Source organism: Arthrobacter sp. H35-D1 (assembly GCF_030063185.1).
Lineage (GTDB): Bacteria > Actinomycetota > Actinomycetes > Actinomycetales > Micrococcaceae > Specibacter.
The window spans coordinates 131,279-151,598 of sequence record NZ_JASISP010000007.1 but is presented as its reverse complement, the minus strand read 5'-3'; the positions used below and the strand labels follow the sequence as shown (position 1 = coordinate 151,598).

Annotated in this window: 24 protein-coding genes and 1 riboswitch; of the genes, 12 read left to right on the top strand and 12 right to left on the bottom strand. The window is 60.5% G+C overall.

Annotation, left to right across the window (positions count from 1 at the left end):
• The 4 genes from QMG25_RS10295 to QMG25_RS10280 all read right to left on the bottom strand — a co-directional run.
• The coding region (locus tag QMG25_RS10295; RefSeq protein ID WP_283459926.1) for a DUF222 domain-containing protein at positions 1 to 747 on the bottom strand (747 nt) is incomplete at its 3' end.
• Positions 748 to 930: 183 nt separating this feature from the next.
• Positions 931 to 1,581 carry a maleylpyruvate isomerase family mycothiol-dependent enzyme gene (locus QMG25_RS10290; protein ID WP_283459925.1) on the bottom strand — a complete coding sequence of 217 codons (651 nt, stop codon included), beginning with the start codon at positions 1,579 to 1,581 and terminating at the stop codon, positions 931 to 933.
• A gap of 376 nt (positions 1,582 to 1,957) precedes the next feature.
• Positions 1,958 to 2,722, bottom strand: a complete 765-nt coding sequence (locus tag QMG25_RS10285) for a C1 family peptidase (RefSeq protein ID WP_283459924.1) — start codon at positions 2,720 to 2,722, stop codon at positions 1,958 to 1,960.
• Between the two features lie 135 nt (positions 2,723 to 2,857).
• Positions 2,858 to 4,240 carry an aminotransferase-like domain-containing protein gene (locus QMG25_RS10280; protein ID WP_283459923.1) on the bottom strand — a complete coding sequence of 461 codons (1,383 nt, stop codon included), beginning with the start codon at positions 4,238 to 4,240 and terminating at the stop codon, positions 2,858 to 2,860.
• 110 nt (positions 4,241 to 4,350) lie between these two features.
• Between QMG25_RS10280 and arfB the strand changes: the two genes are divergently transcribed.
• Together arfB and QMG25_RS10270 are read left to right on the top strand one after the other, a co-directional pair.
• A complete protein-coding gene (gene arfB / locus QMG25_RS10275) occupies positions 4,351 to 4,773 on the top strand; it encodes an alternative ribosome rescue aminoacyl-tRNA hydrolase ArfB (protein ID WP_283459922.1) in 423 nt (140 codons plus the stop codon).
• 1,171 nt (positions 4,774 to 5,944) lie between these two features.
• The gene (locus QMG25_RS10270) at positions 5,945 to 7,138 is read left to right on the top strand and encodes an AI-2E family transporter (protein ID WP_283459921.1); all 1,194 of its coding nucleotides are present in this window, start codon (positions 5,945 to 5,947) and stop codon (positions 7,136 to 7,138) included.
• 143 nt (positions 7,139 to 7,281) lie between these two features.
• Here the strand turns inward: QMG25_RS10270 and QMG25_RS10265 are convergent, their stop codons facing one another.
• The 3 genes from QMG25_RS10265 to QMG25_RS10255 form a co-directional block, all read right to left on the bottom strand.
• The gene (locus QMG25_RS10265) at positions 7,282 to 7,560 is read right to left on the bottom strand and encodes a DUF7218 family protein (protein WP_283459920.1); all 279 of its coding nucleotides are present in this window, start codon (positions 7,558 to 7,560) and stop codon (positions 7,282 to 7,284) included.
• 66 nt (positions 7,561 to 7,626) lie between these two features.
• Positions 7,627 to 7,830 (bottom strand): hypervirulence associated TUDOR domain-containing protein, encoded by a 204-nt coding sequence (locus QMG25_RS10260; protein WP_283459919.1) that lies wholly within the window; start codon positions 7,828 to 7,830, stop codon positions 7,627 to 7,629.
• 50 nt (positions 7,831 to 7,880) lie between these two features.
• Positions 7,881 to 8,468 carry a YciE/YciF ferroxidase family protein gene (locus QMG25_RS10255; RefSeq protein WP_283459918.1) on the bottom strand — a complete coding sequence of 196 codons (588 nt, stop codon included), beginning with the start codon at positions 8,466 to 8,468 and terminating at the stop codon, positions 7,881 to 7,883.
• 427 nt (positions 8,469 to 8,895) lie between these two features.
• Between QMG25_RS10255 and QMG25_RS10250 the strand changes: the two genes are divergently transcribed.
• Positions 8,896 to 9,084 (top strand): hypothetical protein, encoded by a 189-nt coding sequence (locus QMG25_RS10250; RefSeq protein WP_283459917.1) that lies wholly within the window; start codon positions 8,896 to 8,898, stop codon positions 9,082 to 9,084.
• A gap of 65 nt (positions 9,085 to 9,149) precedes the next feature.
• A complete protein-coding gene (locus QMG25_RS10245) occupies positions 9,150 to 9,602 on the top strand; it encodes a PPC domain-containing DNA-binding protein (protein WP_283459932.1) in 453 nt (150 codons plus the stop codon).
• A 72-nt stretch (positions 9,603 to 9,674) separates the two neighbouring features.
• Here QMG25_RS10245 and QMG25_RS10240 read toward each other — a convergent pair whose 3' ends face one another.
• From QMG25_RS10240 to QMG25_RS10230, 3 genes are all read right to left on the bottom strand, one after another.
• Positions 9,675 to 9,935 (bottom strand): DUF4235 domain-containing protein, encoded by a 261-nt coding sequence (locus QMG25_RS10240; RefSeq protein ID WP_283459916.1) that lies wholly within the window; start codon positions 9,933 to 9,935, stop codon positions 9,675 to 9,677.
• A 185-nt stretch (positions 9,936 to 10,120) separates the two neighbouring features.
• The gene (locus QMG25_RS10235) at positions 10,121 to 10,390 is read right to left on the bottom strand and encodes a GlsB/YeaQ/YmgE family stress response membrane protein (protein WP_283459915.1); all 270 of its coding nucleotides are present in this window, start codon (positions 10,388 to 10,390) and stop codon (positions 10,121 to 10,123) included.
• Between the two features lie 83 nt (positions 10,391 to 10,473).
• A complete protein-coding gene (locus QMG25_RS10230; protein WP_283459914.1) occupies positions 10,474 to 11,052 on the bottom strand; it encodes a Dps family protein in 579 nt (192 codons plus the stop codon).
• Between the two features lie 91 nt (positions 11,053 to 11,143).
• Here QMG25_RS10230 and QMG25_RS10225 point away from each other — a divergent pair, with 91 nt between their 5' ends.
• Positions 11,144 to 11,614, top strand: coding sequence for a hypothetical protein (locus QMG25_RS10225; RefSeq protein ID WP_283459913.1), 471 nt, complete (start codon positions 11,144 to 11,146; stop codon positions 11,612 to 11,614).
• A 59-nt stretch (positions 11,615 to 11,673) separates the two neighbouring features.
• Here QMG25_RS10225 and QMG25_RS10220 read toward each other — a convergent pair whose 3' ends face one another.
• A complete protein-coding gene (locus QMG25_RS10220; protein WP_283459912.1) occupies positions 11,674 to 12,987 on the bottom strand; it encodes an LLM class flavin-dependent oxidoreductase in 1,314 nt (437 codons plus the stop codon).
• Positions 12,987 to 13,751 carry a 3-oxoacyl-ACP reductase gene (locus tag QMG25_RS10215; protein WP_283459911.1) on the bottom strand — a complete coding sequence of 255 codons (765 nt, stop codon included), beginning with the start codon at positions 13,749 to 13,751 and terminating at the stop codon, positions 12,987 to 12,989. Before QMG25_RS10215 ends, QMG25_RS10220 begins: the two co-directional genes overlap by 1 nt.
• An 82-nt stretch (positions 13,752 to 13,833) precedes the next feature.
• Positions 13,834 to 13,926: riboswitch (TPP riboswitch) on the bottom strand.
• A gap of 113 nt (positions 13,927 to 14,039) precedes the next feature.
• Here QMG25_RS10215 and QMG25_RS10210 point away from each other — a divergent pair.
• From QMG25_RS10210 to mtnN, 7 genes are all read left to right on the top strand, one after another.
• Positions 14,040 to 14,510 carry a pyridoxamine 5'-phosphate oxidase family protein gene (locus QMG25_RS10210; RefSeq protein WP_283459910.1) on the top strand — a complete coding sequence of 157 codons (471 nt, stop codon included), beginning with the start codon at positions 14,040 to 14,042 and terminating at the stop codon, positions 14,508 to 14,510.
• A 521-nt stretch (positions 14,511 to 15,031) separates the two neighbouring features.
• Positions 15,032 to 15,682, top strand: a complete 651-nt coding sequence (locus tag QMG25_RS10205; RefSeq protein ID WP_283459909.1) for an ABC transporter permease — start codon at positions 15,032 to 15,034, stop codon at positions 15,680 to 15,682.
• Positions 15,669 to 16,904, top strand: a complete 1,236-nt coding sequence (locus tag QMG25_RS10200) for an ABC transporter ATP-binding protein (RefSeq protein WP_283459908.1) — start codon at positions 15,669 to 15,671, stop codon at positions 16,902 to 16,904. Before QMG25_RS10205 ends, QMG25_RS10200 begins: the two co-directional genes overlap by 14 nt.
• Positions 16,901 to 17,665 carry an ABC transporter permease gene (locus QMG25_RS10195; protein ID WP_283459907.1) on the top strand — a complete coding sequence of 255 codons (765 nt, stop codon included), beginning with the start codon at positions 16,901 to 16,903 and terminating at the stop codon, positions 17,663 to 17,665. Before QMG25_RS10200 ends, QMG25_RS10195 begins: the two co-directional genes overlap by 4 nt.
• On the top strand, positions 17,662 to 18,678 hold the full coding sequence (locus tag QMG25_RS10190) for a glycine betaine ABC transporter substrate-binding protein (RefSeq protein WP_283459906.1): 1,017 nt from the start codon (positions 17,662 to 17,664) through the stop codon (positions 18,676 to 18,678). The genes QMG25_RS10195 and QMG25_RS10190 overlap by 4 nt, the downstream gene beginning before the upstream one ends.
• 143 nt (positions 18,679 to 18,821) lie before the next feature.
• Positions 18,822 to 19,289 (top strand): S-ribosylhomocysteine lyase, encoded by a 468-nt coding sequence (locus tag QMG25_RS10185; protein WP_283459905.1) that lies wholly within the window; start codon positions 18,822 to 18,824, stop codon positions 19,287 to 19,289.
• Positions 19,286 to 20,056, top strand: coding sequence for a 5'-methylthioadenosine/S-adenosylhomocysteine nucleosidase (mtnN, locus tag QMG25_RS10180; RefSeq protein WP_283459904.1), 771 nt, complete (start codon positions 19,286 to 19,288; stop codon positions 20,054 to 20,056). The genes QMG25_RS10185 and mtnN overlap by 4 nt, the downstream gene beginning before the upstream one ends.
• Positions 20,057 to 20,320 lie beyond the last annotated feature (264 nt).

Here is a 20,320-nt window from a genome sequence, read left to right as displayed (position 1 = left end):
TCCCTGCTTCGCCACCAAATCAGCATGACTGGGCTTTTGCCCGTCGGGATCCAGATGACTCATGATCCGGTTGCCAATACGACGCAAACAATCCGGATCCTCCCCCTGCCCGGCCTCCACCAACGTCGTTTCAACATCAACAAAGCAATCCTGGTCAATCCTGCCATTCGCAGCCAAACGAGCAGCTTCATCCACAAACCCCGACACCAACAACGCCTGCTCCTGCGAGACCTCGCCCCGGAAGAACACTTCCCCCAGTACGTGCTGGCGCGCCGGGGAAAGAACACCACACAAGGGATCCCGCACCGGCAACACCGCCTCCGCCAAACGAACCCTGCGATGAGCCTCGGCAGCACTGACCTGCAAGGACTGCACCAACAGATCCACCGGCCCACGCACCCCCGTCACCGCGTACCGGCCAGCCTCAGTGCGCTGGACCAACTCCGCCACGACCTGCACAGCCATCGCCTGCCCAATTTTGGCCAACCGCTCCAAGTCCTGCGCCCACCCCAGACACTCCCGATCAGACAGCGCCCCCAAATCCACACCAAACGGCAACCCGCCACCAGCGGAAAACCCAACACCAGCAGTCACGTCCTCCACCACCACACCGGAAACAGCCCCGACACCAGAAGCCGAACGCACCAACGCCCCGGCAAGATTCAACAGCTGGCGAACATGCTCACCAACCCTAAAATCCCCTGAACCAGAAACCGAAAACCCCGGCCTCCCTGCCAACTTATCCATACACCCATTCTAAAAGACCCCACTGACATCCACCTGAACTGACCAACGGCTGACCGCACTGCCTTGGGAACCATGAGGACAAGGGGCACAGTTCGGGAAGTGGAGCACGACGGTGTCGATCTTTCCTTCCGGGGTGAACATGCATGATAGGCAACTGGATTGTCATGTCAATGCCAGCGCTGTTCAGCGGGAGGGTTTGTCTATGCGCGATCGCAGCATTGGAACGCCCGTGCCTTCCAGCTCCCGAACATGGGGAACCCGTCCGGCCATCGCCATTACCAATGCCAAAGTCGACCCTGTCACCAGCGGACCATCACCTGCCGCGAAAGGTCCATCATCGGCTTTGAGCTGCAGTCCAGCAGCATGTGTGCGGCTGGAAACCGTGAAGTTCCGCCGTGCGTAGAACTCGGCGACCACGGTCAGAGCCTCAATGTTGGGCATATGGGGAAGCCCCAGAGGTTGGCGGATGTCCTGGGAGTGCACAATCACTTCGCCCAAATAGGCAGGGGTATGGGACGACGGCGCAATGCTGCTGTTGATGACGGGCCGAAACAGGTCCAGGGTTTCGGTTGGGGTGGTGCCTCGATGTTCATCCAGTCTCCGCTGGTTGTGCACGTCAGGCCGGAAGCGCGCGCGCAGCATGCTGCGCATCCACTGCCATTGGTTCAGACTCCCAGCAGCGGTGAGATGAGCGACGACTTGCTCCACATCCCATTGCCCGCACAGTGTCCCGCTCCGCCATTGCTGCGGCTCCAAGATTTTCAAATCTTCCGCTAGCACGGCACGCTCGCCATGCCCGAAGGCCCACAACTGTCCATCCGACGATTTCGCCATGCCCCTACTTTCGCTCCTCAACTCGTGGATTCGAGGCCATTTATGCCCGAACCTCGCCTGTACCTTGAGCTATCCGCGCGGCCGGCAGACAAAAAGAACTCAACGGCCCGACGGCGCGCACATCATGCCGCGCGGTGCCGAGCCGTCTGAGCCATCGCCCAAGCAGGCCAAGTGTCCGTTAGTGGTTGGGTTTCTTGTAGGTGCCGTACGTGGCAATGAATCCCATCACGATGGTGACAAACAAAATGACTGCAATAACTATTACCAATCCCATCATGTCCATGTCGGGTCAACTCCTTAGTCGGATGCTGGAGATATTGCTTGGTCCCTCCCATCATGCCCCTGTTGCCGAAAACTCTCCAGAGGTGTCTGGGTCCTAGCTGGTGGTCTTCACCGTCCAGAAGTCGCTGGCCAGCGAATTGCTGAGCAGGTATGCGTACGGCATGGTGCCGTAGCCGGCATTTCCCCAACTCTCGCCCCATGAATTGCGGAAAGTGAAGCGCTGCTGGGCGTCGTCGTAACCGACGGCAACCACACAATGCCCGCCCAGCACGCTCTCAGTCGCCGCAGGCATGGGAACCACCCCGGTGCTGGCCACTTCGGCGCTCTCAAAGCTGTCGTAGACCGAGAAGCCGAACACGATCGGATACCCGGAAGCCAGACACCCCTTCAGCTGGCTGAGCGTTTGACCGGCACGCGAGTAGACGATGGCGCGCTGCTTCTTGGCCGCCGTGTAGCAGGTCGCCGGGGGCTTGTCCGTGAACTTCGTAATGTCATAGGGCCACAGGGCTTCATCGCACACCCCGAGGACGGCAACCGTTTTGATTCCGTCGCGGATCTGCGCACCGGCGTCGGAGTCAACCGATCCTTCGATGACGCGTTCGTTGTAATAGATGAAAAGACGCGAAGGAACGGAGATATCCTCGAGGTCCTCCTTGAGTGCGTCGAACTGGACGGCCCCGGCCACGCCGTTGCCTGTGCACGAACCAAGGCGGCCCTGGTCGTAGACGGGCGGGCACTTTGGGACGAGGTCGACGGCCGGAGGCAGCTTCGCCTGGACGGTGTGGGGCGCGGCAAAGAGAAAATCGCGTTGGTCCGGAAGGTCGCGGATCCATCCGTACCGGGAATTGGTTCTGGCCATGATGATTTCTCCTCCGCCACGCTGCGGTCCCCCGCGGGCCTGCGACAGTGTGGCCTAGTTTCAGATTCCTCCGGCTCCGGTGAAACGTCAAGGGCAGCCGTGGGTGGACAGGGCGCAGACCTATTTTTCGGACATTTAGAGCAGCGTGGCGATGCGGCGTACACCCGCTTGGATTTGTACAATTGAGGCGGCACTATAGGTAAGCCGCACGTGCGGGGCCGGCGGTTCGTCCACATAATAGTGCCTGCCATCTCCTATCAGCACCCCGACTGCCTGGGCGGCCGCGGTGAGAGCTGTGGTGTTGCTGCCGTCGGGAAGACGCACCCACAGGTGGATGCCGCCCGTGGGGACCGTGGACACCCGCGCCCCCGGCAGCGCTGCGCCGACTTCGGCGACCATGGCATCACGCCGCTCGCGAAGCCCTGTTCGAAGACGCTTGACGTGCCTCGGCCAGGCCCCGGACGTCAGCAGGCCCAAGGCGATCTCCTGAGTCAATGGGGGCACACACATGTCATCGGCGACGCGGGCGGTGCGCAACCGCTCGCCGGCCGGGCCGCGGGCGGCCAAAGCGCCGATGCGCAGGCCGGGTGCTGCCGGCTTGGTGAGGGTCGCGATAGAGATCACGTGCCCGTCCGGGTCTTGTGTGAACAGGGGCGGCGGCGGCCGGCCGTCCAAGGAGAGATGCCTGGCCCAGTCATCTTCGATGATGAAAGCCCCATATCGCTTGGCCAAGGCAAGAACTTCGATGCGGCGATCCTGACTAAGAATGGCACCGGTCGGATTCGCATAGCAGGGCTGGAGGTAGATGAGCTTCGCGCGGGTGCGCTCCAGGGCTTCTGCAAGCTGTTCGGGAAGGATGCCGTGTGCATCGGACGGCACGGCCGCTATGCCGAGCCCGGCGGCCTGGGCTGCCAGCGTGGCGCCCGGGTAGCTGGGGCTCTCGGTAATGACGGTGGTTCCAGGGTCGGCCAGGGTACGCATGGCAAAGACCAGCGACTGCTGCCCGCCGGGCATGATGAGCATATCTTCGGCTTCTGCATCGAAACCGGCGGCAAAGGCCTGCCGCAGTTCTTCCAGGCCCATAGGCGGGGCCATGGTCCAGGCCCGGTGGCTTTTGGCACAGCGGGCCCCCAGCGTGCGCAATTCATCAAAGGGTTGCAGTTCCGGCGCCAAGTAGCCCCAAGACAACTGCACTTGACCGGCCGCACCGTCGCCGCCGACCCTGCCGGCTCGATTCGCATCGACGCGGGTGCGGCCCAAGGCCGAGGATTGCCAAGCATAGTCAGGCTCCGGGGCCGGCTCGCTCCCCCTGCTGGCAACGAAGGTGCCGCGTCCGGGTTCTGCACGCAAGACGCCGAGTGCCGACAGCGAGGTGATGGCTTGGGAGATGGTGGCTGCACTGGCCCCATGGGTACGGGTCAGCTCCCGGACCGAGGGCAGCTTCTCCCCCACCCGCATGGCGCCAGCCTGCTGCTGGAGGGTGCGGGCAATGGAAGCGGCCCTGCTATCAATGGTCATGTAATTATTTGATAACGTTACAATCTTTGTGTCAAAAGTGTTACCACGGATTGAGCTGCGGGAATCTTGGGCCAAAAACCCGGCAGCACGGTTCGTGGCATGCTTGTTCCATGGATCTTGAGGTTTCGCCGACGCTCACGGTACCCGCCTCCGAACTCCACTGGCGATTTTCCCGGTCCTCGGGGCCGGGCGGGCAGCATGTAAACACCTCGGACAGCCGGGCCGAGGTTTCATGGAACATAGACACTTCCACAGTCCTCAGCGAAGAACAGAAAACCTTGCTGCAGGACAGGCTTGAACGCCGTCTGATCGACGGTACCATCACTATCGCCGCCTCCGAACAGCGCTCGCAGCTTCGCAACCGCGAGATTGCGCTGGCCAGGCTGGCCGACCTCGTTGGCTCGGGCCTTGCCCCCAGTTCTGCACCGCGACGCAAGTCCAAGCCTTCGCGTGGCTCGAAGATGCGTCACAGGGCCGCCAAGGAACAACGCTCTGCCACGAAGAAGCAACGACGCCGCCCCCCGTCGGACTAGCGTGTTCGTCGAGCCCGCGATGGCTGGTGGCGAGAATTACTCGTCAAAGTGCGTTTCCACGGTCTCCTCGCTCAACTGTGCTAGCACTTGATGGGCAACGATCCGCAGCTTCTGGTTCAGGCTGATGCGGCACGGCTGAGCACCCCGCAGGCAGCATCCTGTGAGCTTCGCAGCTGGGCCATGATGACTCCGGCCACCGTGAGTCCGTGGCCGTCTCCGCCATCACTGCCGTCCGCGAACCCTCCACCGCAGTCAGACAGGGACCTTGCCCAATTCTTCCCCGAATCTCATGGAGGCTCCGGGATCGCTTGGTATCTCCAGCGCCTGTCAACGCACGACGCCGTCGAGACACGGCCACCGCGCGGTCCGAGGACAGCGAAGCATCCTTGGACGCCACGGCTGAAGAGTACTCGGACAGTTCCAAAAGAAGGCGGCCCACGTCGGCATTGTCCAGAACCAAATCCTGAAGTTCTTCCGCAACGGAGAGTTCGCCTTGAATACCGACAGTTGCCTGCATCAACCCGAATTGCGGCCGGGTCAGGTTCTCTCGCGATGATCCACCGCCAGAAACTCCCGCTGTCATCACTGATGCTCCCATGTGCCTTGCATCGTGTCCGCAGACATTGCGTTCGCGACCATTCAGGGCGTCCAACCGACCCAGCTTGCCCGTGCACGAAGCGGAGCAGTTGTTCGCCGCCTGTATCCCAACACCCGTGCTGTGCCTGCTGGATGGCTAGCGCCCGGAAGACGTGGGAGCCGGAGTATTGGATGCCGATTCGTCTCACTTTGAGTCCGGGACGATCTTGGCATATTTCCGTGGACCGGAAAATCTTGCACTGACAAATTTAGCCTCGAGTCGAGCAGGCGGATTTGCTGGGTACCTAGATGCCCACTTCTTCTCGCACTGCAGAGAAGATGGACCTCTCCGACGGTCAAGGACTCGCCATGACCGACACCAGCAAAATCGCCCCTTCGAAAACCCTCCCTCCCCTACCATCGCGCGTCTGCGAGGTCTGCTGGTCATCTTTTGGGATCGAGCTATTTCACCCCGGCGCCTTCAACGTAAAACTTCCCGTTGCGTTAGTGCAGCTCTCGACTCCGCAGAAGAGCTGCCCATTGCAACGCTCGGAACCATGGCGCAAACTGGGAGCGACTGCTTGGGAGGGCACGCATGACGGAACAATCCGAAAAGAGCCGCGCCAAGAACTTGGCTCACGGACTGCCGGTGATATGGGGCGACAGGCTGGGCCGGTCGGCTATTCGTGCTGTACAGGCTCTCTTGATCATCACACTCGCAGCGGTGGTCATATGGGCCGTTACGCGAGTTCCGTTGGTTGTCACGCCTGTGCTCCTGGCACTGATCCTGGCGTCGGCGATCGGTCCATTGGTCCATTGGCTGGGCAGGCACCATTGGCCGCAGGCATTGGCTGTGCTTACCTCCTTCGTCGCCATCTTGGCAGTGTTCGGCGGCGTCGTGGTTGGGGTCGTTTTTCTCATTCAGTCGCAGTCCAACGGACTTGCGGTTCAAGCCGACAAAGGCGTCGACCGGTTGCACAAGCTCCTCAACCACGGCCCCATTCCTGTTAGTGACGCGCAGATCAGTTCCTTGCGCGACGCCTTGCAAAAATTCATCTTGAGCACCACCTTTGGTTCTGAAGCCTTGACAGGTCTCCGCGTTGTCGGTGAAGTTGCTGTTGGAGCTGTCCTCATGGCGGTCATCCTCTTCTTCTTCCTGAAGGACGGAGCAAGAATACGCAACTTTCTTTTCGGCTTCCTTCCTGAAGGGCAGCGCAGGAAGGCACATGTTGCAGCGGAGCATGGAACCCTCGTGTTGGGTGGGTATGTCCGCGGGACGGCGTTGATTGCACTGACGGATGCACTGGTGATCGGATTGGCCCTGGCGATAATGCGCGTACCCTTGGCGCTGCCGTTGGCCATATTCGTGTTCATCGGCGGCTTCATCCCGATTATCGGTGCCACGGCCGCCGGAACATCGGCCGTTGTGGTGGCGTTGGTCTTCAACGGCCCGGTCCCGGCACTGGTTGTTCTCGTGGTTCTGGTGGGCGCAAACCAACTCGAACACCATGTCCTCCAGCCGTTGCTGATGGGCAAGGTCTTGCGCATCCACGGTCTTGTCATCCTGCTTGCCCTGGCCGCCGGGACAACCTTGGCGGGACTGGTCGGTGCCCTGCTGGCAGTACCCCTGACAGCCGTTGCCTGGTCCATCATCAAGACGTGGACGGGCCGTGACGAAACAACACCACCGGATGGGATGCCGCCGGATCAGGGACAACCGGATGCCGCCAGTCAGCCGACTGCGACCGTTCCGGAGGCAAAGCCGGGCAGCAGCCCGTCACCCACATGATTCGCCGCGACATTGGGGATTCATTCATGTCAGGAACCGTCTCCGTCCCTACATGCGTCCAGCCGACGAGCGCTTCCACTCCCTTGCAGGAGCGACAAGAGGATGTGGCAAGGAGCGTTGGGAACTGCCGCCCGTTGGGGATCTTACGAGTTGCGCAACGACCGGATCAATTCGTTCTTGCGTTGTGTCGAGTAGCCCTTGAGCCCGATCTCCTTGGCTTTCGCCTTCAGCTCCGGCACTGTCCAGTCCTCATAGGAGCCGGACTTGCCTCCCTTGCGACCCACTGAAGCTCCGCCTTCTTTTGCCGCAGCGTTGGAGATTCTGGCCGCCTTTTGTGGCGATGCGCCATCGTCCCGCAGCGCTTCATACATCTCAGGATCTTTCAGGCTCGGGTTGTCCCTCGGATTGTCGGTCTTGGGCATGAAACCTCCTTTCGTGGTTGTTGGCGATCCGGCAGGGCAACAGTCCGCGCACACGTCCCGAGCCGCCTAGATTTTATGCAGGGCCGAACCCTTGTGCATTGCGATGTGCTCTGTCTTGTCACTCTTGATTTCGTATTGCGGCTCATCTTCGCTGCAGCGTCGGGTGTGGCCCTTGTAATCGACGTCGGATGTGTGGACCTTGGTGATCTTCCCTTTGACCATCCCGGCCTCCGAGTTCCACTTCACATGGTCGCCCACTGAGAATTTCATCCTGGCCTCCTGTTTCCTTGTCCCTTGGTGGCAGGTGCGAGCCTGCCCTGCTAAATCGTGCCCGGTGGAAGGTATCCCGGCACTGGGACCACAGGCTTGGAAGCCTTCTCCGCTTGCTCCGCTTCTTCTTCCGTCCGGGATTCCTGGTCCTCGGCATCAGCTCTGGCGATCCAGTGGAGTGCGGCCTTGATTTTCTCTATGGTGGCTTTTTGCTGCTCCAGGTTTTCACTCAGCAGTTCGGCGACGCCTGTTGCGCCACTGGCCTTGGTGAGGATGAGGAGGGCTTCGTACACGGCCGTCGCATGGTGTTCGGCTTCCAGCGCCCCTGCAAGCACGACGGCGTCCACGAGCATGTTGTCCGTCTTGCCAATGATGGACTTGGCTTCCTTTGTCAGACCCTTGGTGGTGGGCGAAGACTGCCGGTGCACTTCTTCGCCCAGCAGGGCGAAACAGTTGTGCAAGTTCTCAATTTGCCGCCGCGTTTCAGCGGCGTGACCATGGAAAAGCTCCTTGAGATCGCTTCGCATGACAGCATTTTCCATGTCTTCGAGCATGTCCAAGGAATCGTATTCCATGGTCAGGGCCGAGCCAAGCTTGTAGTGGAAGATTTCCTGAAGAGTGGTGAAGTGTTCAAACATGGTTAAACCTCCGCGCTGGCGTTGGGAAAAACGTGAGACTCCCGATGGGTGCCGAGCTGCCACATGTCACCGCAGCTGCACTTGCACTAGGTGTTCCACAGACCGATGGCCGCTTCATCCGCCAGTTCTGATTTTACCGAGGTCTGGAGAGAATATCCATGCTCCAAACGGCCAAACTATCCGTCGCTGCCGAACCACAAGGGCCCGGGGAAGGTTCTTCCATTTGGCTGGTGCCGTACGGCTTGCCCGGCACTGTCCGACGTCGTGGGTACCGTTGGACTTGGCGGCCGTTCGTGAAGTTGTGGACGCACCGCCGTCGGCTCGCTAGCATGTCAATTGACAGACCAGCCTTGCCGACGGAACACGCCCCACGCGGTTCCTGCCGCGGTTGGCCATGAGCATGAGCCGCCAACGAAAGGTCTCAGACATGAATGAGCACAAGCCCGTCGAGCCGGAGCCGTTCGTTCCGGAACCGTCTCCTGCAACGCCCCATCCCGATTCCCCCGCGGATCCCACCGAACCCCGCGAGCCCAACGAGCCCGTGCCGCCCGTTCCGGAACCCTTCAATCCCCAGCACCCGGACCCATTTGTCCCGCCGCCGCCGCCTGTCATCTAGTGCACCGCCCTGCTGATCCAGACGAGACATCCCATCGCCCACAGCGACAAGGACGGAAGTGCGTGATGAAATGGACCCTGTTGCACGAGCATCACGGGCTTAGAAGCTTCGTGCTCATTTTGGACAAAGGCGAAGAAGCGCACGCGGCCATCACCGCCTTCGCGACGGAACAGCGCATCAATGCGGCGAGCCTCAGCGCAATTGGGGCCGCGAGCAGTGCCACATTGGGGTATTTCGATCCGGAGACCAGCAGCTACCTCTCCACCGAGTTCAATGAACAAATGGAGGTTGCCTCGTGCCTGGGGGACATTGCAGACAACGACGGCAAGGCTGCACTCCACGCCCACATTGTGCTGGGTCGGCGCGACTCAACTGCGGTGGCCGGGCATTTGCAACAACTCCATGTCTTTCCCACCATGGAGGTCATCCTGACGGAATCGCCGGCCCACCTGCGAAAACGCTTGGATCAGGCGACCGGGCTCGCTCTGATCGACCCTGGTCGATCCAGCGACGGCTAGCGATCCGCAGGGCCCATGCCGTCGTGCCAAGCAAGTCCAGCCGAGCAGCCCCAGCCCGGAAAGCCTATGGAGCTAAGACTCTGGCTGGTTGTGGCCGAGCTTGCGCGCTGCCTTTTTTCCAAGGCGTTGCGTCAGAACCTTGATCATGGCAGCAGAAATGGCGGTAACAACGGCGAACACCAAGACACCGGGCAAGGGATTGCGCAGGTCGGCAGTGTCCTTGGGAGGCTCGTTCCCGGTGCCCTTGCGCCAGGCCGAATCCAGCGCCTTGCGTGCTGCAGCGCCGGCGGCAAGGCTGACTCCGATGCTCAAAAGTCTGATGAGAAGTTTCATTGCACTTTGCCCGTCTTCCGGTAATACCTGGTCTTGCTTCCACCATCTACTGTTGCCACGATGAACGGATTCCACAAGTACCGTTGAGGGCCGGAACCGCAATGGTTCCGGCCCTCATGGTGCTGTCGGCCTCAACGTGTCAGTGGGAGCCGACTTTTCAGCGGGGTTGGCCGGTGGCCAACTGCTCAAGCGCGGGACTTTGAACGTCCTGTGATTGCCCCGTAGATGCCAGCGACAACAATGCCGCCCACAATGGCCAAAATCCAGGAGCCGAGGTTCCAGAATTCCATTTTGCCGTCGTTAAACAGGAGGTTTCCGATCCAACCGCCCACAACCGCGCCAACAACGCCCAGAATAAGACTGGTGATCCATCCGCCGCCAACGCGGCCGGGCATGATTGCCTTGACTATAACCCCGACAATCAAGCCGAGAATGATCCATCCGATGAAACCCATGTTTCCTCCTGAGTGAGATCTGACACTTGCACTGCGGATTTACACTGTAACAGCCGACAGGGCTCCAGCCCATAGGGGAAATTCTACTTCTTGCCGGCCACGGCAGCCTGTGTCTCGGTTGTCGCGTTTTCGTGGTGCAGCGTCCCCGCCCCGTCCTCCAAATGTGATGGCATGATCCACTGGAAGAGTTCACGCTTGGCGGTTTGGTCTATCAGCAAGTCTTCGGTGACAGCGTCCACCTCGCCCGTGGCCGCAATGGCGTCTCGGTGGCTGGAAATGACGCCGTAATAAACAATGTCCAGTGCCGCCAGGTGTTCGGTGGTCGAGGCACGGCCAATGGCGTAGTCGTCCCAGCTGCGTTCCTTGACCAACGCACCAGGCAGGCCGTTGGGAGAGCTGCCCAACGTGGCCATGCGCTCAGCCGTAGTGTCGATGATGGTCCGCACGAGTTCAATTTGGGGATCCAGCATCTCGTGAACCCCAATGAAATCACGGCCCACCACACTCCAGTGTGCGTGCTTCAAGGTGAGCTGGAGATCGTTCAATGCATGCAACCTGCCCTGCAGGATGGCAGCCACTCCGTGACCGTCCCTGAGTGACAGGCCCGGAACTGTGTAGTCCGACTTGGAAGTTTTCTTGGAACCCGTTGGAACTCCTCTCAAGTGGATTTCCAATCCGGAGCCGCGTTCGGCGAATCGCAACGTACAAGGCTTCTCGGCAAATTTATCCCGTCATGTGACTAAGATGAGCCTCATGGCGAGAAGCGATGCTGCCGACGGTCCCGATGATGCACACCGGCGAGAACCGGGAATGGACGATGCCACCGTCCAGGCATTGGGCAAGCTTTCGGAAGCCTTGGAAGTCGTTGAGCAGGCACGCGGATTTCTCTACGGGTTCCACCGTTTGACAGGCACGGCGGATCTTGCTCTTGGCGAAGCCGTCGCGATGCTCCGCGACGCCGGACACGAGGAAACCGCCCAACGCCTGGACAGCGAGATCGTGGGCCGCAATGTGATCCACGGGCGCTGGACGTTTCAGGTGGTGGAGGAATACGACGACGGCTACTACAGCGACTTCAAGACCGCCGAGGCTGAGGTCCGGCAGGAGCTGGCCGGTGGGAAAAAACACTTGTTTGAGGCTGAAATGAAGGAACGCCGCCGGACCCATGGCCGCCCCCATCATGAGGCGTTGCCTGCGGAGCCTCCGTCCGGTCTGGAGGAATAACAGTTGCCCCGGGCGCGCTTCCGGGCCCGGGCCACTGACATTTCTCCAGGGACCTGGACTCAGGCGGCCGGCCGCAAGTGCTCCCGCAGCGTGCTTCCTTCGTATCTCGTCCTGAACAGGCCTCGCCGTTGGAGGACGGGGACAACCCTGTCAACGAATTCCTCCAACGATCCAGGAAGCAGCGGCGGCATGAGGTTGAACCCATCTGCACCACCGTGCAGAAACCACTGCTCTATTCCGTCGGCGATCTGTTCAGGGGTGCCTACCATGGTGCAGTGGCCGCCGCCGGCGGCCAAACGTCCCAAAAGCTGGCGAACAGTGGGTTTCTCGGCTTCCACTATTCGCAAGATTGTGGCGTACCGTCCTGCCGGACCGGTGAAGCTCGACGCCGGAGCCAACTCCGGGACTTGCTCGTCCAAGGCCCAGTCGCTGCAGTCCCTTTGAATGTACCGGCCCAGCTGGGCCAAGGACTGTTCCACCGGCAGGTAGCTGTCCGCTTCCGCCTGGGCCGCCAAGGCGGCCTTCCTTGAGCTCCCGATGTAGGTGACCAAGCCCGGCATGATCAGGACATTTTCGGGGCTGCGCCCTGCCTGTAATATCCGGTGTTTTACGTCACCGTAGTAGTCCCGTGCACTGGCGAGGTCGTAAGCCACCGCGTAGATGCCTTCAGCGTATTTGGCTGCCAAGTCCCGGCCTTGGGATGATGCTCCTGCCTGAAACAACACAGGGCGTCCTTGCGGGGATGGTGGCACATTCAGCGGTCCTTCAACCTGAAAGTGCTTCCCATCATGGAGTATCGGCCGAATTTTTCCCGTGTTCGCATATTTGCCTCGCGGGTCGGCGACCACTGCGTCCACATCCCACGAATCCCACAGGCGCTGGGCCACGTCAATGAACTCTTCAGCCCGTTCGTAGCGCTGCTGGTGTGCGGGCAGGGCGGGCATTCCGTAGTTTCTTGCCTCTGCGTCAAACATGGAGGTGACAACATTCCAGCCCACCCGGCCACCACTGATGTGGTCCAGCGATGCGAGCATGCGCGCTGTCGGAAATGGCTGGTAGAAGGATGCTGAAATGGTGCAGATCAACCCAATCTTTTCCGTGCTGCCGGCAAGGGCTGCCAGCAAGGTCAGCGGCTCCAAGTTCCACAGCGGGCCGTTTTCCACATCCCCCGCAGCATGGCCGTCCGCAAAGAACACGGCATCAAAAAGTCCCCGCTCGGCGACCTGTGCCAGTTGCTGGTAGTAGGCCACGTCCAAAAGTTCGCCAGCAGTGCTGCCCGCTTGTCGCCAGGCGGCGGTGTGGTGGCCGCTGCCATGAATGAAGGCATTGAAATGGAGCTTCCTCGAGCGGTCTTCGTGGTCCTTGACTGCCATCAGTTCATCACCAGTCCGCCGTCGACCACAAGATTCTGCCCCGTGACACACCGCGCCCACGGTGAGGAGAAGAAGAGCACTGAATCGGCCAGTTCTTCAGGCGTGGTGACCCTGCGCAACGGCGTGCTGGAGGCGATGTAGTCGAAAACATCGGGCGGGGTGGCTGCGCTGGCATCTGTGGTGCGCAGCAAGCCGCCGGAGACCATGTTCACGGTGATGTTTTCCGGGCCCAGGTCCACTGCCAGTGTCCGTGTCAACGCAAGCAACGCAGCTTTGGAGGCTGTGTAGTCGTGGTACGGCACCACCGGGTTTTGAAACAAGTTGGTGCCAATGTTCACCACGCGGCCAAAACCGGCGGTGCGCATCCCCGGCAAGGCGAGCTGAATGGTATTCAAGGCACCGCGGACACTGCCTGAAAATTGTGTGTCAAATTCTTTCCACTCCAACTCCCCCGGTTTGCTGCGGGCGTCGCCGTTGAAGGAGAAGTCGGCCAAGGCATTGTTGACCACTGTGGTGACCGGAGCCCCGAAATGCTCCTGCGCCGCAGCCAGCAATCCTTGGACCTGTTCCGGGTCGGTGACGTCGGCTTGGAGGGCCACCGCGCGGTCAGGTCCGGCCGCGGACGCGATCTCGCCGGCCAGGTCTGCACTGTTGCGGTAGTTGATGACCACCCGCGCACCTTCGCCCAGGAACGCTTGGACCACTGCGGCACCCAAGCCGCGCGAACCGCCGGTGACGAGGACAATTTGGTCAGTAATATTCATGGTTTTCTCCACCCATTGAAGGCAAAGAGATGGTCTGCGGAACAGTGCTGTGCACGGGAAAACTTGCGCAAAACAGGACTGGACACAAATCGCTTGACATCCCTTCGCTAGTGCTAACTAGATCAGGTTCAACGGGTCTTCTCTCAGCCCTTGGCGGGCACCCCGTGTCACTATCAGCGAGTATAGCCAGAAGCTCGGCCAACCGTCCAAAGGGCCATCTTGCTCGCCACCACACAGGCGGCTGGCGCACCCTATCGGAACGGGCCCAAAGCCACTAGGCTCAACTGCATGAATGACAAGCCAGCACACTCAGCGACTGAAGTTTTGGCGCCCCGCGAATGCTGGGGCCTGCTCCGTGGAGTCTCGGTGGGCCGTCTCGCCGTCTGGCTCACGGACCACCCTGACATTTTCCCCGTCAACTTCACCGTGGACCACGGAACCGTCGTGTTCCGCACCGCGCCCGGAAGCAAGCTCACGGGCGCCACTGGACCTGCGCCCGTGGCCTTTGAAGCCGACGGCGTCGATGCGGACACCGGCATCGCTTGGAGCGTTGTGGTGAAGGGGTCGGCCACCGTCATGGAATCCACAGGTGACCTCTTGGACAGCTTCGCACTCTCGTTGTTCCCTTGGCAGCCCGGGCGCAAGGACACCTTTGTTCGGATAGTGCCCACGGAGATTACCGGCCGCAGGTTCAAGGTGACAAGGCCCGCCGATTGGTGGACTGCCCAGCCCGAAGCCTCCCAGGCCAGCTCCGAATAGGCAGGAAATACCCACAAAACTCCCACACTCTGCGCCACAATTGGTGTGCAGTGGCAGGAGACTGCAGTGGTATTCGCCATTGAAACTGTGTGCCCGATTGCCGAAATAGCCCCTGGGCCGGCCCTCCGCTGAAGGAACCCGACGCTTGCCGCAGGCGACGGCGTCATACTTGACATCCCGACGTCGGCGCTTGCCGTGGTTGACGATCCGCGCCGGGGCCGCCATCGCTCGCAGGCCAAAAAAGGGCAGCACAACACATTGCCCGCTCTGGAAACTTGGCAAGTATCGGCGAATTGCCGTGTAGTGGCACTGCTACAAGCAGGTTGCCGCGGCTAAGCTTCTACCAGCTGGCCGTGGCAGTGAAGCCACGGGCCCCATGGATGCGCTCGTTGCCGATGACCACTTCCCGATGCCAAAGCAGCCTCGCGGCCGATATTGCCTGACGTCATCTATTGTCCCTCGCCTTGTAGCTCGCGACCAACAGCGCTACCGTTGCAGGCAGTCGAAAGGAAGGTGGGACGATGTGGTGGAACTATGTCGTTGATAGATGGGCTCAGATCTGGTTCGGATCCTGGCAGCACTTTTCACTTGTAGTGCAGTCACTCATCCTGGCCACGGTTGTGGCCTTGCTGATCGCGTTCATTGTGTACAACAGCCCCAAGCTCAGTTCAGTGGCCAACGGGGTATCGGCCATCGGGCTGACCATCCCGTCCTTTGCCCTCATCGGCATCCTCATCGTTCCCTTCGGGTTCGGCGTGATTCCGTCGGTGATCGTCGTAACGTTCTTCGCAACACTGCCCATTCTGCGCAACGCAGTGGTGGGACTGCAGGGAATTGACGCGGCCGTTGTGGAATCCGCCCGTGGGATCGGCATGGGTCGCCTGCGCACCCTGCTCACCATTGAATTTCCGCTGGCCTGGCCCATCATCCTGACGGGCGTGCGCATTTCCGCGCAAATGGTCATGGGCGTTGCAGCCGTGACAGCTTATGCGCTGGGGCCCGGATTGGGTGGTTTCATCTTCTCCGGCCTGTCCAGGCTCGGCGGTGCCAACGCGATCGACAGCGTGTGGGTTGGCGTCCTGGGTGTCGTCATCCTTGCCTTGATCTTGGATCTTCTTCTCGTCGGCCTCGGCCGCCTAACCATTTCGCGAGGTATCCGTGTCCGAAACTAGCAGCCCTCCGATTAACCCGACTGAGACAACAGCTTCGAGCCGCATTCTGCTCGACCAAGTCACCAAACACTATCCGGGCCAAAGCAAACCAGCTGTCGACGGGATCACGCTCGAAATCCCCGCCGGCAAGATGGTGATGCTTGTTGGTCCCTCCGGTTGTGGAAAAACGACGACGCTGAAAATGATCAACCGCTTGATCGAGCCGACAGATGGCCGCATCATGCTGGGAGACGAAGACGTCACCAACATTGACGGCGATGAATTGCGACGTCGGATGGGTTACGTCATTCAGGCCGGCGGTCTCTTTCCACACATGACCGTCGCAGCCAACATCGCGATCGTTCCAAAGATGCTCGGCTGGTCCAAGGAAAAGATCAAGGACCGCGTCGATGAGCTGCTCGAGCTGGTTTCACTTGAACCGGCCCTGTATCGCGACCGTTTCCCGCGCGAACTCTCCGGTGGCCAGCAGCAGCGGGTGGGTGTTGCCCGCGCGTTGGCAGCCGACCCGCCGGTGTTGCTTATGGACGAGCCGTTCGGAGCCGTGGACCCGATTACACGGCAACGCCTCCAGGACGAACTCCTCAGAATTCAAGAAGAAGTGCAAAAGACAATCGTCTTTGTCACGCACGACTTTGACGAGGCAGTGAAGCTTGGCGATTGGATTGTGGTCTTCTCCGAAGGTGCCCACATTGTCCAGTACGACAGCCCGGAGAGAATCCTGAACGCCCCTGCGAACTCCTTTGTTGAAGACTTCATTGGGGCTGGTGCCGGGCTGAAGCAACTGACCTTGAATCGCGTCCGGGACGTTGAACTTGCCCGGTCAGTCACCGGTTCTCCAGGTGAACAGGCTTCGCAGGTGCTCTCGCGCCTCAAGGAAGCCGGGCTTCCCAACGCAATCATCATCGACCAGAACAGACGGCCGGTCAACGTGTTGTCCCGGAGCCAGCTGACCCGTTTGGACGTCATCCCGGCAAAGGTGAATGACGATCTTCCTTTGGTCACTGAAGGCTCCACCTTGAGTGATGCGCTCGACACCATGCTGGTCTCAAGCGCCGGTGCGGCCCTCGTCACCGGTCGTCGGAACGCTTTCGTGGGCGTCATCAACCTCGAAGTCGTCATGGATGCCATCACCGCATCACGCAAGGCCTCAGCCGTGGCCAGCGACGAAACCCCCGTCGGCACCAACACGGACTCCCTTGGGGTGCAAGGCGGCCCCGAATGAGTGACGTGCTGCGTGCTGAAACCACTACCAAACCAACAGCGGCTTGGAAAGGCATGGTCATCCAGCCCGCCGTGGTGCTGCTGATTCTGGCCGCATACATTGTGTGGCTTGCGGTGGCAGACTTGTCCGCGAGCGAGCGGGCAACACTGAATCCAGGCGACCTGCTGAACTACACAGGCGAGCACCTTGCCCTGACATTCGTCTCCTCGGCCATCGTGCTGGTGGGTGCCATCCCTCTCGGAGTGCTTTTGACGCGGCGTCCATTCGTGCGCATCAGCGGCGTCATCCTCGCCCTCGCAAACTTCGGACAGGCGGCTCCGGCCATCGGTCTGGTCGTTTTGCTCGCCTTCTGGCTCGGTTTCAACTTCTGGGCTGCTGTCATCGCTTTGGTCGTTTACGCGGCGCTGCCGGTGCTGCGCAACACCATGGTGGGTATTCAAGGCGTGGACGAACGTTTGGTGGAGTCTGCCAAAGGAATGGGCATGAGCTCGATGTCGGTCTTGATGCGCGTGGAATTGCCGTTGGCAGTCCCCGTCATGCTCTCTGGCATCCGTACCGCACTCGTGCTCGTCGTCGGCTCGGCAACCCTAGCGACATTCATCGGTGCCGGCGGGCTCGGACTGCTCATTACCACCGGCGTGAACTTGTTCCTACCGAGCGTGCTGATTTCCGGCGCCTTGTTGGTCGCCTTGCTCGCCCTGCTCATCGACTGGCTCGGCCGGATCGTTGAATACTATGCCCGTCCGAAGGGGCTCCGATGAAAAACTCCCTCAGCATACGAACACGCAGCATCAAAAAACTGGCGCTTCTCTCCGGAAGCCTTGTCTTCGCGCTGACGCTGGCCAGCTGCGGCTTGCAGCCGGCAACGGCCTTCGTCCCGGCAGTCGCACCAGGGTCCATCCAGGAAATCCAGGATCTGCCCGACGGCGCCTCCATCACCGTCACCTCCAAAAATTACACCGAGGCCCTCATTCTCGGCAAAATGGCCGTTCTGGCCACCCAGGCAGCCGGTTTCAAGGTCACGGACAAGTCCAATGTTCCAGGTAGCGTGGCAGTGCGCGAGCTCATGCTCAATGGCGGCGCGGACATTGTCTGGGACTACACCGGGACGGCATGGTTGACCTATCTCGGCCACAAGGAGGGCATCCCGGACCCCGAGAAACAGTACACTGCCGTTCTGGAGGAAGACAAGGGAAACGGCCTCACGTGGCTTGCCCCGGGTGAGCTGAACAACACCTATGCGATGGCGGTGCGTGCGGATGCAGTCGAGGAATTGGGTGGCATCACCAAGCTCTCGCAGATCAAGGACCTTCCCGTTAGTGAACGGACGTTCTGTGTGGAGTCGGAGTTCAATTCCCGCCCAGATGGTTTCAGGCCGATGCTGAAGGCATACGGCTTGGAACTGGGTTCCCCGGACGGCGTGCCTGATGACAATGTCACGATTTTGGACACCGGCACAGTCTACGAAGCCACAGCGCGCGGGGCGTGCAATTTTGGTGAAGTCTTCACAACTGACGGACGCATCCTTTCCCTCAACCTGTCGGTGTTGGAAGATGACAAGAAGTTCTTCCCGGCGTACAACGTGGCACCGGTGGTAAGGACGGAAGTGCTTGAGAAGTATCCGGCGCTCAGGCCCATCTTCAAGCAGATTTCATCCAGGCTCACCAACGATGAACAACAAAAATTGAACTTGAAGGTCGACGTCGATGGGCAGGAACCAGCCGATGTCGCCTTCCAATGGATGGTGGACGAAGGCCTCATCACCGCTCCTTGACTTTTGCTTGTTTGATGGCGAACAGAGTCCCGGCCCAGGCGGCCGGGACTCTGTTCGTTGCTGCTCGGCCAGCTAGAATGGACATGCCAAAGAACTGGACGCGGCAAGCCCCCGCTTCGAAACCCCTGCATGAAAGCGCAGTCATGAATCCAACACGCATGAACGTAGAGTCCTTCAACCTTGACCACCGCACGGTCTGCGCACCTTATGTGCGCGTCGCCGACCGCAAGGCACTGCCGCACGGTGACGTCATTACCAAGTATGACGTGCGGTTTACCCAACCGAATGTTGCCCACCTGGACATGAAAGCCATCCATTCGCTGGAGCACCTTTTTGCCGAGTACTCGCGAAACCATTCCCAGTCCGTCATTGATTTCTCTCCCATGGGCTGCCAAACGGGGTACTACCTCATTCTGCAGGGCGAGCCTGACATCGCCGCCGTGCTGGACCTCATCGAAGCCACTCTCACCGATGTCCTGGAGGCCGTTGAAGTCCCGGCCGCCAACGAGGTGCAGTGCGGCTGGGGCGAAAACCATTCACTCGACGCTGCCAAGGATGCTGCCAAGGCTTTCCTGCAGCAGCGTTCCGAGTGGGAACTGGTCTCCGCTTGAGCCCGGTTGAAGTCGTCGTCATTGCCGCCATGGAAGAAGAGCTTGTCCCGTTTCTTCAGCGTGCCACGCAGGTCGGCGAGCCGGTGCCGGTAGGCAACTCCGTCCATTGCACAGGTTTCATCAACGGCCGGAGAGTACTTTTCGTCCAAGGCGGCATCGGTCTTGTCAATGCGGCCGGGGCAGCCATGTCTGCACTGCTGCTGGCGAATCGAGACGACAAGGGTGCGCTCCCGCCCTTGGTGATCAGTGCGGGCAGCGCCGGTGGGCTGGGTGCGTCCGTGCGGGTGGGCGACGTCGTGGTTGGAACTGACAACATCAACGCCGACGCGGATGCGCGCGCCTTTGGCTACCAGCTCGGTCAAGTCCCCGGCATGCCAGCGTCCTACCCTGTCCCCCATTTCCTGCTGGATGCCAGCGACGTCGGAGCAACCGGGCATCGCATTGTGAATACTGTCCATCACGGGCTGATCGTCTCCAGCTACGCCTTTGTCGGCCAGGAACGCGCCGTGGTCATCAAAGGCCAGTTTGATGAAGTCCTGGCGACGGACATGGAATCCTCGGCCATTGCACAGACATGCCACGCCTTCAAGGCCCCTTTCCTCGCCGTTCGTGGAATCTCCGACCTGTGCGGACCGGCCTCTGAAGCCGACTTCCTTGACCACGTCGACGACGCTGCAGAGCGGTCCGCTGAAATTGCCTTGGCTGTCATTGCGTCGTGGATTGAGGCAGGGGCACCCCGTCCGGAATTCGAGCCTGTCTTCTCATAGTTTCCGTGGTGCACCTGTTTTGGTGGCCCGCGGAGCATGGATCCAGTTCGCCGTTCACGAGCTCCATTGCCCAATACTTGATGGCGACGTCGACGCCGTTGGCGGGCTTCCCAACACTTTTGAAATCGATGTCACCCTCACGCCTGCGAGTAAACACCAGGGAATGGCCGCGGAAGCGATCGAGAGAGTGTTTGTGATCCTCTTCACCGCCGCACACGCTCACTGGGTTACGGCCACATGCGACGCCCCCAACACCGCCGTCGC

Coding starts and splice junctions, on each gene's coding strand:
- QMG25_RS10290 (WP_283459925.1), bottom strand. CDS start 1,581: ATGGCGAAATCGTCGGATGGACAGTTGTGGGCCTTCGGGCATGGCGAG.
- QMG25_RS10285 (WP_283459924.1), bottom strand. CDS start 2,722: ATGGCCAGAACCAATTCCCGGTACGGATGGATCCGCGACCTTCCGGAC.
- QMG25_RS10280 (WP_283459923.1), bottom strand. CDS start 4,240: ATGACCATTGATAGCAGGGCCGCTTCCATTGCCCGCACCCTCCAGCAG.
- arfB (WP_283459922.1), top strand. CDS start 4,351: ATGGATCTTGAGGTTTCGCCGACGCTCACGGTACCCGCCTCCGAACTC.
- QMG25_RS10270 (WP_283459921.1), top strand. CDS start 5,945: ATGACGGAACAATCCGAAAAGAGCCGCGCCAAGAACTTGGCTCACGGA.
- QMG25_RS10265 (WP_283459920.1), bottom strand. CDS start 7,560: ATGCCCAAGACCGACAATCCGAGGGACAACCCGAGCCTGAAAGATCCT.
- QMG25_RS10260 (WP_283459919.1), bottom strand. CDS start 7,830: ATGAAATTCTCAGTGGGCGACCATGTGAAGTGGAACTCGGAGGCCGGG.
- QMG25_RS10255 (WP_283459918.1), bottom strand. CDS start 8,468: ATGTTTGAACACTTCACCACTCTTCAGGAAATCTTCCACTACAAGCTT.
- QMG25_RS10250 (WP_283459917.1), top strand. CDS start 8,896: ATGAATGAGCACAAGCCCGTCGAGCCGGAGCCGTTCGTTCCGGAACCG.
- QMG25_RS10245 (WP_283459932.1), top strand. CDS start 9,150: ATGAAATGGACCCTGTTGCACGAGCATCACGGGCTTAGAAGCTTCGTG.
- QMG25_RS10240 (WP_283459916.1), bottom strand. CDS start 9,935: ATGAAACTTCTCATCAGACTTTTGAGCATCGGAGTCAGCCTTGCCGCC.
- QMG25_RS10235 (WP_283459915.1), bottom strand. CDS start 10,390: ATGGGTTTCATCGGATGGATCATTCTCGGCTTGATTGTCGGGGTTATA.
- QMG25_RS10225 (WP_283459913.1), top strand. CDS start 11,144: ATGGCGAGAAGCGATGCTGCCGACGGTCCCGATGATGCACACCGGCGA.
- QMG25_RS10220 (WP_283459912.1), bottom strand. CDS start 12,987: ATGGCAGTCAAGGACCACGAAGACCGCTCGAGGAAGCTCCATTTCAAT.
- QMG25_RS10215 (WP_283459911.1), bottom strand. CDS start 13,751: ATGAATATTACTGACCAAATTGTCCTCGTCACCGGCGGTTCGCGCGGC.
- QMG25_RS10210 (WP_283459910.1), top strand. CDS start 14,040: ATGAATGACAAGCCAGCACACTCAGCGACTGAAGTTTTGGCGCCCCGC.
- QMG25_RS10205 (WP_283459909.1), top strand. CDS start 15,032: ATGTGGTGGAACTATGTCGTTGATAGATGGGCTCAGATCTGGTTCGGA.
- QMG25_RS10195 (WP_283459907.1), top strand. CDS start 16,901: ATGAGTGACGTGCTGCGTGCTGAAACCACTACCAAACCAACAGCGGCT.
- QMG25_RS10190 (WP_283459906.1), top strand. CDS start 17,662: ATGAAAAACTCCCTCAGCATACGAACACGCAGCATCAAAAAACTGGCG.
- QMG25_RS10185 (WP_283459905.1), top strand. CDS start 18,822: ATGAATCCAACACGCATGAACGTAGAGTCCTTCAACCTTGACCACCGC.